11 protein-coding genes are annotated in these 15,939 nt (G+C 73.8%); 9 read left to right on the top strand and 2 right to left on the bottom strand.

Features of this window, described 5'->3' with window-relative positions; all coding sequences use genetic code 11:
* The first annotated feature begins 5 nt into the window (after positions 1-5).
* From ACFYO8_RS24465 to ACFYO8_RS24455, 3 genes are all read left to right on the top strand, one after another.
* Positions 6-1,112 carry an SPFH domain-containing protein gene (locus tag ACFYO8_RS24465; protein WP_354873267.1) on the top strand — a complete coding sequence of 369 codons (1,107 nt, stop codon included), beginning with the start codon at positions 6-8 and terminating at the stop codon, positions 1,110-1,112.
* Positions 1,113-1,241: 129 nt separating this feature from the next.
* Positions 1,242-2,045 (top strand): hypothetical protein, encoded by an 804-nt coding sequence (locus ACFYO8_RS24460; RefSeq protein ID WP_354873265.1) that lies wholly within the window; start codon positions 1,242-1,244, stop codon positions 2,043-2,045.
* A 91-nt stretch (positions 2,046-2,136) separates the two neighbouring features.
* On the top strand, positions 2,137-4,341 hold the full coding sequence (locus ACFYO8_RS24455) for a transglycosylase domain-containing protein (RefSeq protein WP_357707542.1): 2,205 nt from the start codon (positions 2,137-2,139) through the stop codon (positions 4,339-4,341).
* 73 nt (positions 4,342-4,414) lie between these two features.
* Here ACFYO8_RS24455 and ACFYO8_RS24450 read toward each other — a convergent pair whose 3' ends face one another.
* Positions 4,415-5,011, bottom strand: a complete 597-nt coding sequence (locus tag ACFYO8_RS24450; protein ID WP_354873261.1) for a thymidylate kinase — start codon at positions 5,009-5,011, stop codon at positions 4,415-4,417.
* 346 nt (positions 5,012-5,357) lie between these two features.
* Between ACFYO8_RS24450 and ACFYO8_RS24445 the strand changes: the two genes are divergently transcribed.
* The 4 genes from ACFYO8_RS24445 to ACFYO8_RS24430 all read left to right on the top strand — a co-directional run bounded on the left by ACFYO8_RS24445 (position 5,358) and on the right by ACFYO8_RS24430 (position 11,620).
* Positions 5,358-6,455, top strand: a complete 1,098-nt coding sequence (locus ACFYO8_RS24445; protein WP_354873259.1) for a TOMM precursor leader peptide-binding protein — start codon at positions 5,358-5,360, stop codon at positions 6,453-6,455.
* 10 nt (positions 6,456-6,465) lie between these two features.
* Positions 6,466-7,743 carry a hypothetical protein gene (locus ACFYO8_RS24440; RefSeq protein WP_354873257.1) on the top strand — a complete coding sequence of 426 codons (1,278 nt, stop codon included), beginning with the start codon at positions 6,466-6,468 and terminating at the stop codon, positions 7,741-7,743.
* 101 nt (positions 7,744-7,844) lie between these two features.
* Positions 7,845-10,916: a BTAD domain-containing putative transcriptional regulator gene (locus tag ACFYO8_RS24435; protein ID WP_354873255.1), complete on the top strand. Its 3,072-nt coding sequence runs from the start codon at positions 7,845-7,847 to the stop codon at positions 10,914-10,916.
* A 143-nt stretch (positions 10,917-11,059) separates the two neighbouring features.
* Positions 11,060-11,620: a dihydrofolate reductase family protein gene (locus tag ACFYO8_RS24430; protein ID WP_354873253.1), complete on the top strand. Its 561-nt coding sequence runs from the start codon at positions 11,060-11,062 to the stop codon at positions 11,618-11,620.
* Between the two features lie 13 nt (positions 11,621-11,633).
* Here the strand turns inward: ACFYO8_RS24430 and ACFYO8_RS24425 are convergent, their stop codons facing one another.
* Positions 11,634-13,466: a thiamine pyrophosphate-requiring protein gene (locus ACFYO8_RS24425; protein WP_355047265.1), complete on the bottom strand. Its 1,833-nt coding sequence runs from the start codon at positions 13,464-13,466 to the stop codon at positions 11,634-11,636.
* Between the two features lie 104 nt (positions 13,467-13,570).
* Between ACFYO8_RS24425 and ACFYO8_RS24420 the strand changes: the two genes are divergently transcribed.
* Together ACFYO8_RS24420 and argG are read left to right on the top strand one after the other, a co-directional pair.
* On the top strand, positions 13,571-14,380 hold the full coding sequence (locus ACFYO8_RS24420; RefSeq protein WP_354873249.1) for an RNA methyltransferase: 810 nt from the start codon (positions 13,571-13,573) through the stop codon (positions 14,378-14,380).
* Positions 14,381-14,426: 46 nt separating this feature from the next.
* Positions 14,427-15,878: an argininosuccinate synthase gene (gene argG / locus ACFYO8_RS24415; RefSeq protein WP_354873247.1), complete on the top strand. Its 1,452-nt coding sequence runs from the start codon at positions 14,427-14,429 to the stop codon at positions 15,876-15,878.
* Positions 15,879-15,939 lie beyond the last annotated feature (61 nt).

The raw sequence follows: 15,939 nt of genomic DNA, 5'->3' as shown, positions 1-15,939 counted from the left end.
ACGGTATGGAGTTTCTGGCGATCCTGATGATCGCGGTGGCGTTGATCGGTGTGGTGACGCTGTTCAAGGCGGTACGGATCGTGCCGCAGCAGCGGCAGGACGTGGTGGAGCGGCTCGGTAAGTACAAGCGCACGCTCAACCCCGGCCTCAACCTGCTGGTGCCGTTCGTCGACGCGGTTCGCACCAAGGTCGACATGCGGGAGCAGGTGGTCAGCTTCCCGCCGCAGCCGGTGATCACCTCGGACAACCTCGTGGTTTCGATCGACACCGTGCTCTACTTCAAGGTCGTCGACTCGGTCCGGGCGACCTACGAGATCTCCAGCTTCCTCCAGGCCATCGAGCAGCTGACCGTCACCACGTTGCGTAACGTCATCGGCTCGCTGGACCTGGAGCGGGCGCTGACCAGCCGCGACGAGATCAACAGGCACCTCTCCGGGGTGCTGGACGAGACCACCGGCCGCTGGGGCATCAAGGTGACCCGGGTCGAGATCAAGGCGATCGAGCCGCCGGCAAGCATCCGCGACTCGATGGAGAAGCAGATGCGCGCCGAGCGGGACCGCCGGGCGGCGATCCTCACCGCCGAGGGTCACAAGCAGTCGGTGATCCTCACCGCCGAGGGTGACAAGCAGTCGGCGGTGCTGCGCGCCGACGGTGACCGGCAGGCCCGGATCCTGCAGGCCGAGGGTCAGGCGAAGGCGATCCGTACCGTCTTCGACGCCATCCACCAGGCGAACCCGAGCCAGAAGGTGCTCGCCTACCAGTACCTGCAGGCACTCCCGCAGATCGCCCAGGGCAGCGCCAACAAGGTCTGGATCGTGCCGGCAGAGCTGACCAAGGCCCTGGAGGGCATGGGCGGCGCGCTCGGTGGGCTGAGCCAGATGGTGGGGGACCTGCCCGCACCGGAGGCGGCCGAACACGCGAGTCAGGTGGAGCAGGAGGCCGCGGAGGCGGCGCAGGCCGCGGCAGACGCCGCCCAGCAGATCCACGACGAGGTACGTGTCGCCGAGGCGCAGGCCACCGGCGGCAACACCCCGCAGGGTCTGCCCGCGCCGGAGCCGGTGTCACCGGCCAGCCTGGTGAACGACCCGGCGGACCAGCGCGAGCGGGGCTGACCGGCAAATCCGAGAATCCCTCATGCGGCGCTCCGGCGGCTGCCACCATCAGTCCTGAGGACGGGTGGTGAGCAGGGCCGGAGCGCCGTCGCGCGTCCCGGGCCGCCCGCGGCGCGAACGAGGTGAGGCATGAAGGACCCGGCGAACCGGCTGTTCTCCCGTACCCCCGTCCCCGGCGCGCACGACCCCGCCGGACCGATCGGCTCCCGGCGTACCGGAGGGGGTTTCGGGGTCCTGCCGTTCGTCTCCGAGCCGGGCCCGGGGGCGCCGGCTACCGACGCGACCTGGGCCTGGTCGATCCGCCGGTTCGCCCGCGCGGCGGTCTGGCTGCTGCCGGCGTACGCGGTCCTCTACGGCGTGGTGGCGATGGCCAGCGACGGCGGCGTGGGCAACGACCCGTATCCGGCCGACGGCCGGCCGCTCTACCTGGTCGGCTGGGTGGCCTCGGTGTGGCTCGGGCTGCTCGCCCTGCTCGCGCTCACCGGCCTGCTCGCCGCCACCCGCTGCCGCCGCGTCGCGCTGGCCGGGCTGCTGGCCAGCATCGGCGGGATGGTGCTGATGCTGCCGTTCGCCGGGCTGGCCGAGCAGACGCCGGTGTTCGGGGTGACCGCGCGCGGCATCGTGCTGTTCGGCGCCACGCTCTACAGCGCCGGCTGGTTCCTCACCGGCTGGTCGGTCGCCCGGTCCGGGATGTTCTCCTACGGCGACGGGACCATGCTGATGATCGCCGCCCCGCTGCTCGGCCTGGGCGGCGCGCTGATCGGCTCGCTCCAGACGTTCGGCGCGATCTTCGTACTGGTCGCGGGCATCGGCATCGGCTACCGCGGCGGCCGCCTGGTGCCCGAGACCATCGCCCGGGACGCGGCCGCGGCGAGCGTCGCCGCCGCACCCGTGCCGCCCGCGTCACCGAAGGGGCCACTCGGGGCGGGATGACCGGTTCTCCAGCTGAACGGTCGCCGTGAGGTAACTGACAGTTGCCTGGCGGGGTGGCCGGTAGGCGGCTTTCGTGGCAATCCTGGAGTCCATGCCGTCTCCCAGGTCGCCGCTGTCGCGGCTGTTCACCGTGCTGCTGGCCGGCCTGCTCGCCGGGCTCGTCCTCGCGGTCGCCGCGCTGCCCGGCGGCCTGCTCGGCGGGTTCGCCGCCCGGGCGGCGCTCGGCGCGTACGCGGACCTGCCGGACGCGCTGCGCACCCCCGTGCAGCCGCAGCGCTCCTACCTCTACGCCAACGACGGCAAGACGCTGATCACCACGTTCTACGACGTGAACCGCACCGACGTGCCGCTGGCCGAGATCGCCCCGGCGATGCGGCAGGCGATCATCGCGGCCGAGGACCGGCGGTTCTACTCGCACGGCGGCACGGACCTGCGCGGCATCGCCCGCGCGCTGGTGGCGAACGTCAAGGGTGGCGGCACCGAGCAGGGCGGCTCCACGCTGACCATGCAGTACGTCCGCAACGTGCTCAAGACCGACCCGAACCGCACCGCCGAGGAGCGGCAGGCCGCCACCGAGCAGACCGTCGGGCGCAAGCTCCAGGAGATCCGGTACGCGAACGCGCTGGAGCAGTCGCTGTCCAAGGACGAGATCCTCAACCGCTACCTCAACATCGCGTACTTCGGCTCCGGCGCGTACGGCGTCGCCGCCGCGAGCCAGCGCTACTTCGGCAAGGCCCCGGCCGACCTGACGCTGGGCGAGGCGGCGCTGCTCGCCGGCCTGGTCCAGTCGCCCGAGGCGTACAGCCCGATCGACGGCGACAAGGGCCAGGCGCTGGTCCGGCGCGGGTACGTGCTCGACGCGATGGCCGAGACCGGCGCGATCACCCCGGCGCAGGCCACCGCGGCGAAGGCCGAGGCGCTGACGCTGCGCCCGACCGCCCAGCCCAACGGCTGCACCGCCACCGCCCAGGGGCACGACGACTGGGGCTTCTTCTGCGACTACCTGCGCCGCTGGTGGCTCACCCAGCCGGCCTTCGGCAGCACCCCCGAGGAGCGGGAGCAGGCGCTGCGCCGCGGCGGCTACCGGGTCGTCACCACGCTCGACGCGAAGATCCAGCAGACCGCGCAGGAGCAGGCCACCAAGGTCTACGGGTACGGCAACAAGCGCGCGCTGCCGATCGCGGCGGTCGAGCCCGGCACCGGCCGGGTGCTCGCCATGGCGGTGAACCGGCACTACAGCCTCGACGCCAACCCCGCCGGGCAGGCCAACCGCCCGAACACGGTCAACCCGCTGATCTCCGGCGGCGCCAGCGTCGACGGCTACCAGGCCGGCTCGACGTTCAAGATGTTCACCATGCTGGCCGCGCTCGAGGCCGGCAAGCCGCTGTCCACCGGCTTCGACGCCCCGAGCCGGCTGCCCACCCGGTACGCCTCGGACGACGAGGGCAACTGCAACGGCACGTGGTGCCCGGCGAACGCCAACCCGCAGTGGATGGACGGTTACCGGATGATGTGGGACGGCTTCGGCCGCTCCGTCAACACGTACTTCGTCTGGCTGGCCGAACAGGTCGGCGAGGACAAGGTGGTGGAGATGGCCCAGCGCCTCGGCATCACCTTCCGGGCCGACTCCGACGCCGCGTTCGCCCGCGACAACGCCGCCAACTGGGGCGCGTTCACCCTCGGCGTGGCCGCCACCACTCCGCTGGACCTGGCGAACGCGTACGCCACGGTGGCCGCCGAGGGCACGTACTGCACGCCGCTGCCGGTGGTCTCGGTGACCACGCCCGACGGCCGCCCCGTCGACGTGGCGCAGCCGTCCTGCAAGCGGGTGCTCGACCCGGACGTGGCCCGCGCCGCCACCGACGCGGCCCGCTGCCCGGTCGGCCAGCAGTCCTCGTTCGGGCAGTGCAACGGCGGCACCGCCACCGCCGTCGACCGGATCGTCGGCCGCCCGGTGGCCGGCAAGACCGGCAGCTCGGAGCGGAACGCCACCGAGACGTTCGTCGGGTTCACCCCGCAGGTCGCCGTGGCCGGGATCGCGGCCAACCCGGACGACGTCACCGACCTGGTCGGCTCCGCCGTGCAGGCGAAGGTGATCGACGCGGTGGCCCGGACCATCAGGACGGCGCTCACCGGCAAGCCGGTGGCCGACTTCACCGCCCCGAGCCGCACGATGGTCGGCGACCCGCAGCGCCCCCGCCCTCGCCCGCAACCCGAACGCCGCGAGCCGCGCGAGCAGCGCGAGGACAGCGAGCTGCCCTCCGACGTCCTCCGCTGGCTGCGCGACCGCGGGTAAGGAAGGGCCCCTTCTTAACGCCTCCGGTAGAGGAGGGGCCCCTTATTAACACCGCGCGCACCACCGCGCGCGCTCACCGCGCCGCGCGCACCACCCCGTCCAGTGCGGCGGCCACCTCGTCCGGGCCGGCGTCGCCGTCGAGCGCCACGAACGTGCCGAAGTCCGGCAACGCCCGGTAGGCGGCGTCCAGCGCGCGCAGGTGCGCCAGTTCCTCGGTGTCGATGCCCCGCGCGGCCACCCGCCGCTGGGCCACCTCCGGCGAGGTGGCCAGGAAGCACACCACGTCCGGGCGGGGGAAGACCGCGTACGCGGCGCGCACCACGCGCCGTCCCCGGTCACCCCGGGCCGTCATGATCACGTCCTGGCACCAGGTCCACCGGTCCAGCACCGCCACCCGTCCGGTTAGGCGGGCCGCCGCCACGGTCCGGGCCATCGCCAGCGCGCGCACCGTCGCCTCCAGGGCCGGATAGAGGGTACGGCCGAACAGCGCCACCCCGTCCGGACGGCCGAGCGCCCGGGCCAGCCGGTTCCACAGCGGCCGTCCACCGGCGTTCTCGAAGTACCGCGCCCGGACACCCCGCTCGCACAGCCGCGCCGCGAGTGCCTTGGCCTGGGTGGTCTTGCCGGAGCCATCGACGCCGATCAGGGCGATCATCACAGGGTGGGCCACACACCCGGATGTTAGCGCCGGCCGGCACGGCCACTGATGATCGACTTGTGATCGACCGGTGACGCCGATCGACAGGCTGGGCTCGCCTTCCGGAACCGCGGAAGGCGCACCCGAATCGAGGAGGCGTCCATGGAGAAGGCCACGATCGAGCAGGCCGGCAAGAAGAAGCTCTCGCTGAAGGTCCGCAAGCTGGAGCGGCTGGAGACCACCGTCATCCGCGAGAGCAACGGCGCCTGATCCGCCGCGGCACCCCGGTCGCCATGACGCACCCCCGGCGACCGGGGTGCCGCTTCCCGTCGTGACGGCCGTCCCGCCTTCCGCCGAGCATTGTGAGGTTGCGGTGCCCATGCTCAAGCCGCGTGTCAAGAGTGTCCACGAGCCCTACACCCTGCCGGGGAACCGGCTGATCATCGGTCTGATGCAGTACGGCGTCGCGTCGGAGATCCAGGACGACGAGGACGGCACGATCGCCCGCATCCTGACGTTGCTGGACGGCACCCGGGACGTGGCCCAGGTCTGCGCGGACCTCGCCGAGACGCACCCGGGCATCGACGGGGACAGCGTCCGCGAGGTGGTGGAGCAGCTCATCGCGCAGGGCTACGTCGAGGACGCCGCGGCCCCGCTGCCCGACGGGTTCACCGCGGAGGCCGCGCAGCGCTACGACCGGGCCCGGCACTTCTACGCCTGGATCGACACCCAGCCGCGCCGCTCGCCCTTCGAGGTGCAGGCGCGCATCGGGCGTGCCCGGGTCACCGTGCTCGGTCTCGGCGGCACCGGTACCGCCGTCGCGGCCGGGCTCGTCGCCAGCGGCGTGGGCGGCCTGCATTGCGCCGACTTCGACGTCGTCGACGAGCCGAACCTGACCCGCCAGCTTCTCTACACCGAGAACGACCTGGGCCAGCCGAAGGTGAAGGTCGCCGTGGACCGGCTGCGGGCGATGAACTCGCACGTCGAGGTGACAGGGGAGGAGTGCCAGGTGCGCTCCGCCGACGACCTGGTGCCGCTGATGAACGGGCGGGACGCCTTCGTCCTCTGCGCGGACCGGCCCGTCGACCACATCCAGGACTGGACGAACGAGGCGGCCCTGCGTACCGGCACGCCGTGGTTCATGGCGCTCTACACCGGGCCGATGACAGTCGTCGGCTCGTTCCTTCCGGGCCGTACCGGCTGCCACACCTGCCTGAGGCGGCGGCCGGACAAGCACGAGATCCAGACCGACGGCTCGCCGCTGCGCGGCGGGGAACGGCCGAACGCGGTGATCGCCGCCACCGCCAACGTGACCGGTCACCTCTGCGCGCTGGAGGTGCTCTACCACCTCGCCGGGCTGCCCCAGCAGGTCGCCGGGCGGGTCTTCCACCAGAACGTCGCGCGCTGGGACCACCACTACTTCATCGACGTGCCGCGGGACCCCGGCTGCCCCTCGTGCGGCCCGGACAGCGCGTGAGGCCCGGGCGATGACCGCCGTCGAGATCGAGGCCGTACCGGCGGTGGGCGCCGCGACGCGGGTGCGGTTCCACCCGCTGCGGATCCGGCCCTCCGACGACGACCCGGACTCGGTGGTGGTGGGCCGGCCGGACGTCGGCGAGTTCGTGGAGCTGCCCGCGATCGGTGCCCGGGCCGTCGAACTGCTCGACGCCGGCGTGCCGGTCGGCGCGGCCGAGGAACGCATCGCCGCCGACCACGACGTCGACCTCGATCTCGTGGACCTGGTGCTCGCGCTGCGGGACGCGGGCCTGGTCGCCGAGGTCGACGGCCGTCCCTCCGGCGCCGGCCACCGCGAGGACCGGCCACATCTGCCCCGCCTGCGGGCCCGGCACGTGCGGTGGCTCTTCGGCCCCGCCGCGAAGGTGGCCTACCTCGCGCTGGTCGCGGCGACGCTGGCCACAGTGGTACGCCGCCCCGAGTTGCTGCCGTCGTACCGGGACTTCTTCTGGACCGACTACGTCGGCCTGGCCGTGCTCGTCAACACCGCTCTGTTCTCCGTGACGGCCGTGCTGCACGAGTTCAGCCACCTGGTCGCGGCCCGGTCGCTCGGCGCGCCGGCCCGGATCCGGTTCGCCACCCGGCTGCACCATCTGGTCCTGGAGACCGACGTGACAGCGATCTGGTCGGTGCCGCGCCGCTACCGGTACCGCGTCTACCTCAGCGGCGTGCTCTGGGACCTCGCCGTCGTCTGCGTCGCGCTGCTGGTCGTCGCGTACGCCCGGCCGCACCCGCTCGCCGAGGGGCTGCTGTCCGCGGTCGTGCTGGTGATCGTCATGTCGATGGTGCTGCAACTGCACGTCTACATGCGTACCGACTGCTACTTCGTCCTGCTCGACCTGCTGCGGTGCCGCAACCTGTTCCAGGACGGCTTCGCGTACGCCCGGCACGTGCTGCGCCGCTGCCTCCACGCGGCGCTGCCCGGCCGGGTGGCGGCGTCCACCGGCGACCCGTCCGCCGTCCTGCCGCCGCACGAGCGCCGCGCGGTGCGGATCTACGCGGTGGCGGTGGTGCTGGGCAGCGCCGTCGCGCTGTCCAGCTTCCTCGTGTTCGGCGTCCCGATCGTCGTGCACGGCGCGATCCAGGCCGGCTCGGCGGTGCTGGCCGGTGCCACCGGCGGAAGCCTGCTCGCGGCAGTGGACGGCGCGGTGGTCCTCGTCGTCGAGGGCACGCTCCAGGCGATATTCCTGGTCACGTTCTACCGCCGGCACTCCCGGCGTCGCCGGGCCGGGGCCGCCGCCGCCCCCTGACAGTGCGCGAACTCGTCTAGGGTGTGGCCGGAGGGCGATCACGGTCCATCGTGGCCGCCCGGGTCCGCGCGCTTCGGGGGGAGCGAATGGTGCCGGCGGTCATGTTTCGGCTGCTCGGCCCGGTCGAGGTCTGCCTCGACGAGCGGACCGTACGCGTCGGCGGCCCCCGCAGCCGGGCCATGCTCGCCGCGTTGCTGCTGGAGGCCAACCGGGTCGTCCCGGTGTCCCGCCTGATGGACGCCGCCTGGGGCGACCATCCTCCGGCCAGCGCGGACGTCCAGGTCCGCAACCGGGTGGCCGCCGTGCGGCGGGCCCTGCGCGCGGCCGGTCTGGACGCCATCGGCACCCACGGCTCCGGATACCTGCTCACCGTCGCCGAGGGGCAGCTCGACCTGGACGTCTTCGAGGAACGGGTCCGCCGGGCCGAGTCGCGACTCGACCAGGGCGCGCCGGAGGAGGCCGTGTCCGGCCTGCGGGAGGCGCTGGCGATGTGGCGGGGCCCGGCGCTCGACGGCCTGCGTACACCCGTGCTGAGCGCGGCGGCGCAGCGCCTCGACGAACGGCGGATGACTGTGGTCGAACGCTGCCTCGACCTGGAACTGGGCCTCGGCCGGTACGACGAGGTGATCGGCCACCTGACCGAGCTGGTCGAGGCGTACCCCTGGCGGGAGCCGCTCGTCGGCCAGCTCATGCGGGCCCTCTACCGGGCGGACCGGCAGGGCGAGGCGCTGGACCGCTTCGAACAGCTACGCCGCCGCCTGGCCGAGGAACTCGGCGTCGACCCGACGGCGCAGTTGACGGCGCTGCGCGATTTGATCCTGCGCAACGACCCCAGCCTCCGGTCGACGTCCGGCGGTGCCGGGCCGGTCGTCGTGCCGGCGGGCGGAAGATCCGGTCCGGAGCAGCCGCGCCGATCCGGCGACGCCCCGGGCACCGTCGGGGCCCGCCCCGGCGGCCCGCCGGTCCGGATGCTCCCGGCCGTCCTCACCGACTTCGTCGGCCGCCAGGAGCAGGTGGCGGCGATCCTCGAAGGGCTCCCGGAGCGGCCGGCGGTCGCGGTGGCGGCGATCAGCGGCCTGCCCGGCGTGGGCAAGACCGCCCTGGCGGTCCGGATCGCCCACCGCCTCGGCCCGGCGTACCCCGGTCCGCACCTCTACGTCGACCTGAACGGGCACGACCAGCCGCTATCCCCGGCCGAAGTGCTCGGACGGTTCCTGCGGGCGCTCGGCGTACCCGGTGTGGAGATGCCGGCGGACCTGGACGAACGCGCGGCGTTGTTCCGCGCGGCGATGGCCGGACGGCCCGGCCTGGTGCTGCTGGACAACGCGGCGGACGCGGCGCAGGTACGGCCGCTGCTGCCCGGCACGGACGCCGTCGTCCTGGTCACGAGCCGGCGCGCGCTCGTGGACGTCGACGGCGCCCACCGGCTGCGGCTGGGCCCGCTGCCCGAGGCGGAGGCGCTGCGGCTGCTCGCCGGCATCGTCGGCGCGGACCGCGTCGCCGCCGAGCCCGGGCCGGCTGCGGACGTCGTCCGCCACTGCGGGCTGCTGCCGCTGGCCGTGCGCATCGCCGGCGCCCGGCTGGCGATACCCGACCTGCTGTCCCTGCGGCAGGCGGCGGATCAGCTCGCCGAACTCGCGCACCGGCTGGACCATCTCACCCGCGCCGACCGCAGCGTCCGGGCGGCGTTCCACTCGGCGTACGTCGCACTGGACGAGCCGGCCCGCGCGATGCTGCGCCGGCTCGCCCTGCTGGACCTCGACGACGTCCCGCCGTGGCTGCCGGCCGTGCTGCTGCCGGACGTCGAGGACGCGGCGGGCGCGGTCACCGCCCTGGTCGAGGCGAACCTGGCCGAGGTGACCGGACCGGACGACCTGGGCCAGCGCCGCTACCACCTCCACGACCTGGTCCGGGCCTTCGCCCGGGAACGCGCGGCCCGGGAGGAGGGGCCGCAGGAGCGGGTACGGCTGCTGCGGCGCGTCTTCGGCGCCTGGCTGACGCTCGCCGAGCAGGCCCGGCTGGCACTCAGCCAGGAGGGCGGCGCCGGTATCGTCGCCGACCTGCCGAGGTCACCGGCGGCCACCGGCGAGCACCTGGGCGATCCGAAGCGCTGGTTCGGCGCCGAGCGGGCCGCCCTGCTCGCCACCGTCGAGCAGGCCGCCGCGACGCCCGGCCTGGAGGACTACTCCTGGGCGCTGGCCTGGCACTGCGACTACTACCTGTTCGTCGACGCCCGGCTGGACGAGCTGACCCGGGTCACCGAGACCGGTCTGACGGCCGCCGAGCGTCGGCGGCATCCGGAGGGGATCGCCCGGCTACGCCTCTGCGTGGCGTTCGCAGCCCTGCTGCGCGGTGACCTGACCGCCGCGCTCGGGCACGTGCGGGCCGCCGCCGAGGTGGCCGAGACGCTGGCGCAGCCCTGGCTGCGCGCCGACATCGCCGGGGTCGAGAACCAGGTGTACGAGGGCATGGGCGACCGGGCGGCCGCCCGCGCCAGCCTCGTCCGTTCCATCGAGCTGTACCAGGAGGCCGGCGACCCGGTCGCCGCCGGACCGAAACTCGTCCGGCTCGGCGTACTCCAGTTGCAGGAGGGTGATCCGGCGGCGGGGGAGACGCTCGCCCGGGCCGTCGCGCTGCTGCGGGCCGCCGGCACGCCCCGGCCGCTCGCGTTCGGCCTGCGCGCGTCGGGCCGCTGGCACGATCACCGCGGCGCGGTGGACGAGGCCCGGGCGGCGTACCTGGAAGCCCTGGATCTGGTCCGGCGGCACGGTGACCGGCTCGGTGAGGTGGCGCTGCTCAGCGAGGTCGCCGCGATGCTCGCGGGGCACGGCCGGCTGGGCGAGGCGGCCGGGTACGCCGACACCGCCCTGGCGCAGGCCCGTAAGACGCGGGTCGCGGCGTACCTGGCCTACGCCCGGTACGCCCAGGGACGGATCAGCCTGATGTCGGGCGAGCCGGCGCGGGCGCGGGTCCTGCTCGAACAGGCGGCCGGCGACCTGACGGCCAGCCCGCCGCTGCAGGTGGAGGCCCTGATGGACCTGGCCCGGGCGGTGGAGCGGCTGACCGGGGCCGCGGCAGCCCGGGACGTCTGGCGGCGCGCCCACGCGGTGGCTGCCCGGATCGGGGCCACCGCCACGGCGAACGAGATCGAGCGGCGGCTGACCGGACCGTAGCCTGGCCGGGAGTGGTCAGCCGGCCGGGAGTCGTCTGTCCGGCCGACAGTCGTCGCGGCCGGGTTGTCGGATCCGGCCGGACGGCTCCGACCCACCGGCGAGCGCGCCCGACCGGGACGCGCCGCAACGCGGAGGAACACATCATGGGCACTGTCATCTACTGGGTGCACACGTCGGTCGACGGCTTCATCGAGGGGCCGAACGGCGAGTTCGACTGGACGGAGATGGGGGACGAGCTGTCCGCGTACTCCATCGACCTGTCCGAGCGGGCCGGCGCCTTCGCCTACGGCCGGCGGGTGTGGGAGATGATGTCCGGCTACTGGCCGCAGGTCGAGTCGATCTCCGACCACCCGCACGACCTGGCGTTCGCGCCGATCTGGCGGCGTACCCCGAAGATCGTGGTCTCCCGGACGCTCGCCGAGGCCGGCCACGGCGCCCGGGTGGTCGGCGGCGGTGACCTGGCCGCCGAGGTGGCCGCGGTGCGCGACGGGCTCGACGGCTACCTGCTGCTCACCGGCGGGACCGGCGCGGCGGCGTCGCTGACCGCGCTCGGGCTGGTCGACGAGTTCCACGTGATCGTGCACCCGGTGCTGCTCGGCGGCGGCAAGCGGCTGCTGCCGGACCTGGACCGCCGCAGCCTGCGGCTGACCGGCACGCGGACCTTCGACGAGCGGTCCGTGCTGCTGCGCTACGAGCGGGCCTGACGGTCAGCGGCGGTCAGCGGCCCCGGCGGCGGGGCCGGTACGTGGCGAGCGCGGCCGGCACGCCGCGCCGCACGATGCCGGCCCGATCGCTGTCGCCGCGCAGCACCGCGGCGGCGGTCTTGCGGGCCTGCTCGGCGGTGAAGTGCGGCGGCAGCATCAGCTCGGCCGGGTCCACCACCGCGTTGACCACGACCGGGCGGTCCGCGTCGAGCACCCGCTGCCACAGCCTGTCCACCCGGCCGGGCGAGTCGACCAGCTCACCGCCGAGGCCCAGCACCTCCGCCCACCTGTGGTACGCCACGTCCGGCAGGTCCTGGCTGTCCGGGAACATCGGCGTGCCCTCGCCGGAGCGCTGCTCCCAGCTGACGAACGCGAGATCCCGGTTGTTGAGCACCAGCACCACGAACCGGGGATCGGACCACTCCCGCCAGTACCTCGCCACCGTGATCAGTTCGTTGACGCCGTTCATCTGCATCGCCCCGTCGCCGAGCAGCGCGATCACCGGCCGGTCCGGGTGGGCGAACTTCGCCGCCAGCGCGTACGGCATCCCGCCGCCCATGGACAGCAGCGTGCCGGAGAGGCTGGCCAGCATGCCGGGGCGGACCCGTACGTGCCGGGCGTACCAGGCGGTGGCGGTGCCGCAGTCCACGGCGAGCATGGCGTCCTCGGGCAGCGCGTCGTCGAGCGTGGCGAACAGCGACTGCGGGTTGACCGGGTCGGCCGGCTGGGCGGCGACCTCCCGCTGCGAGGCCCGCCACTTGCCGGTGGCGTCGGCGATGGTGGCCCGCCACGCGGTCGGGCCCGGCCCCGGGCCCAGCTCCTTGAGCAGGGCGCGCAGCGTCGGCCCGGCGTCGCCGGTCAGGTTCACCTCGGTCGGGTAGCGCAACCCCATCCGGGTGCCGTCGATGTCGATCTGCACCGCCCTGGCCTGGCCCTCCGGCGGGTAGAACTCCGAGTACGGCATCTGGCTGCCGACGATCAGCAGCCGGTCGCACTCGCGCATGAGCTGCCAGCTCGGGCGGCTGCCGAGCAGGCCGATCGCGCCGGTCACCCACGGCTGGCGGTGGTCGACGGCGGTGAAGCCGAGCAGCGCGGTGGCGACCCCGGCGCCGAGGCGGTCGGCGATCCGGCGTACCTCGTCCTCGGCGCCCAGCGCGCCCTGCCCGACCAGCATCGCCACCCGCTCGCCACCGCGCAGCGCCTCGGCCGCGCGGCGCACGTCGGCCTTCGGCGGCACCGTCGGTTCGCTGCTCGGCACCGCGCTGGTGTGGTAGTAGCCGTGGGCGTGCGGCGGGTGCGGCACCGCCGGCAGGTCCTGCACGTCGGAGGGGAGGACCAGGGCGGTCACGGTACGCCGGGCCAGCGCCGTGCGGCACGCCCGGTCCACCAGGTGCCGGGCCTGGGACGGGTCGTCGAGCTGGGCCAGGAAGGCCGACGCCACGTCCTTGTAGAGCGAGAGCAGGTCCACCTCCTGGTAGTAGCCGCCGCCCTCGGCGGGCAGCGCGGTGTGCCCGAGCAGCGCCACCACCGGCTGGTGGTCGAGTTTGGCGTCGTACAGGCCGTTCAGGGCGTGGATCGCGCCCGGACCGCTGGTCACCACCACGCAGCCGAGCGGGCCGCCGCCGTACTTGACGTGCGCGCCGGCCGCGAATCCGGCGGTCTCCTCGTGCCGTACCTGGATGAACCGGGCCCGTCCCTCGGCGCGTTGCAGCGCGGAGGTCATGCCGTTGATCCCGTCGCCCGGGTAGCCGTAGTAGCGGTGCACGCCCCATTCGGCGAGCCGGGCCACCAGGTAGTCGGCGACGGTGGCGTCGCGGGGGAGGTCGCCGTCGTGATCCGCGCCCATCGTGGTCCTTCCGTCGCGTCGGCCTTCGGCTCCGTTCCCCGCCCGGGACGGCGGAAACCCGGCCCGTGCCGGGGCGACCGGGCGGGCCGGTGCAGAATCGCCTGGTGCCCGTTCACGAGATCACCGACCCCGACGACGACCGGATCGCCGACTACCGCGCGCTCACCGACGTGGAGCTGCGTACCCGCTGGGAACCGCCGCACGGGCTGTTCATCGCCGAGGGGGAACTGGTGCTGCGGCGGGCGCTGCGGGCCGGCTACCCGGCCCGGTCGTACCTGGTCGACGCCAAGCGGGTCGACCAGCTCGCCGACCTGGACACCGGTGACGCGCCGGTGTACGCGGCCACGCCGGACGTGCTCCAGCGCGCCACCGGCTTCCACGTGCACCGGGGCGTGCTCGCGTCGTTCCACCGCGGGCCGCTGCGCTCGGCCGACGAGGTGCTGGCCGCCGCCCGGCGGGTGGTGATCCTGGAGGACGTCAACAACCACACCAACCTCGGCGCGATCTTCCGGGGCGCCGCCGCGCTCGGCGTCGACGCGGTGCTGCTCTCCCCGACCTGCGCCGACCCGCTCTACCGGCGCAGCGTACGGGTCAGCATGGGCGAGGTGTTCGCGGTGCCGTACGCCAAGCTCGACCGCTGGCCGGCAGGGCTGGACCAGGTCCGGGCGGCCGGGTTCACGGTGCTCGCGATGACGCCGGCGCCGGACGCCGTACCGATGCAGCGGCTGACCCCGGCGCAGCGCGAGCGGGCGGCGCTGCTGCTCGGTGCCGAGGGGCCGGGGCTGACCGCGGCGGCGCAGGCCGCCAGCGACGTACGGGTGGTGATCCCGATGCGGCGCGGCGTCGACTCGCTGAACGTGGCCGCCGCCGCGGCGGTGGCGTTCTGGGAGCTGGGGCGCGAGGACGCGCTCTGACCCACCCGGCTTGCATGACCATGCGAGTCCGTGCATAATCTTCCTTGTGTCCAAGGTTCTCACCTCCCTGCCCATCGGCGAACGTGTCGGCATCGCCTTCTCCGGCGGCCTCGACACCTCGGTAGCCGTCGCGTGGATGCGCGACAAGGGCGCCGTCCCCTGCGCCTACACCGCCGACATCGGCCAGTACGACGAGCCCGACATCGCGTCGGTGCCCGGCCGCGCGCTCAGCTACGGCGCCGAGGTCGCCCGCCTCGTCGACTGCCGCGCCGCGCTGGTCGAGGAAGGGCTGGCGGCGCTGACCTGCGGCGCCTTCCACATCCGCTCCGGCGGACGGGCCTACTTCAACACCACGCCGCTGGGCCGGGCCGTCACCGGCACGCTGCTGGTCCGCGCGATGATCGCCGACGACGTGCAGATCTGGGGCGACGGCTCCACGTTCAAGGGCAACGACATCGAGCGGTTCTACCGGTACGGCCTGCTCGCCAACCCCCAGCTGCGGATCTACAAGCCGTGGCTGGACACCGACTTCGTCACCGAGCTTGGTGGCCGCACCGAGATGTCGGAGTGGCTGCTGGAGCGCGGCCTGCCCTACCGGGACAGCACCGAGAAGGCGTACTCCACCGACGCCAACATCTGGGGCGCCACCCACGAGGCCAAGACCCTCGAACACCTGGACACCGGCATCGAGACGGTCGAGCCGATCATGGGCGTCAAGTTCTGGGACCCGTCGGTGGAGATCCCCACCGAGGACGTCACCGTCGGCTTCGACCAGGGCCGCCCGGTGACGATCAACGGCAAGGAGTTCGGCAGCGCCGTCGACCTGGTGCTGGAGGCCAACGCCATCGGCGGCCGGCACGGCCTGGGCATGTCCGACCAGATCGAGAACCGGATCATCGAGGCCAAGAGCCGGGGCATCTACGAGGCCCCCGGGATGGCGCTGCTGCACGCCGCGTACGAGCGGCTCGTCAACGCCATCCACAACGAGGACACGCTGGCGAACTACCACAACGAGGGCCGCCGCCTCGGCCGCCTCATGTACGAGGGCCGCTGGCTCGACCCGCAGGCGCTGATGCTCCGCGAGTCGCTGCAGCGCTGGGTCGGCACGGCGGTCACCGGTGAGGTCACGCTGCGGCTGCGCCGGGGCGAGGACTACTCGATCCTGGACACCACCGGGCCCGCGTTCAGCTATCACCCGGACAAGCTGTCGATGGAGCGTACCCAGGACTCGGCGTTCGGCCCGGCCGACCGGATCGGTCAGCTCACCATGCGCAACCTCGACATCGCCGACTCCCGGGCCAAGCTGGAGCAGTACGCCTTCGTCGGCATGGTCGGCGGCGGCACCCCGCAGCGGGTCGTCGGCGCCGCCCAGGCGGCCTCGACCGGGCTGATCGGCGCCATGCCGCAGGGCGGCGCGGAGGCCATCGCGTCCCGGGGCGTGCCCACCGCCGAGGACGAGGCGCTCGACCGCGCCGCGATGGAGTTCGGCGTCGACTGATCGCCGCGGCTCGTTCCGTCTGCCCGCCCGCCGGTCCCCGCCTTCTCGGCGGGCCGGCGGG

The organism is Micromonospora sp. NPDC005257 (assembly GCF_042872445.1).
In the GTDB taxonomy this organism is placed as follows: Bacteria; Actinomycetota; Actinomycetes; order Mycobacteriales; family Micromonosporaceae; genus Micromonospora.
This window is presented reverse-complemented; position numbering and strand designations above follow the sequence as displayed.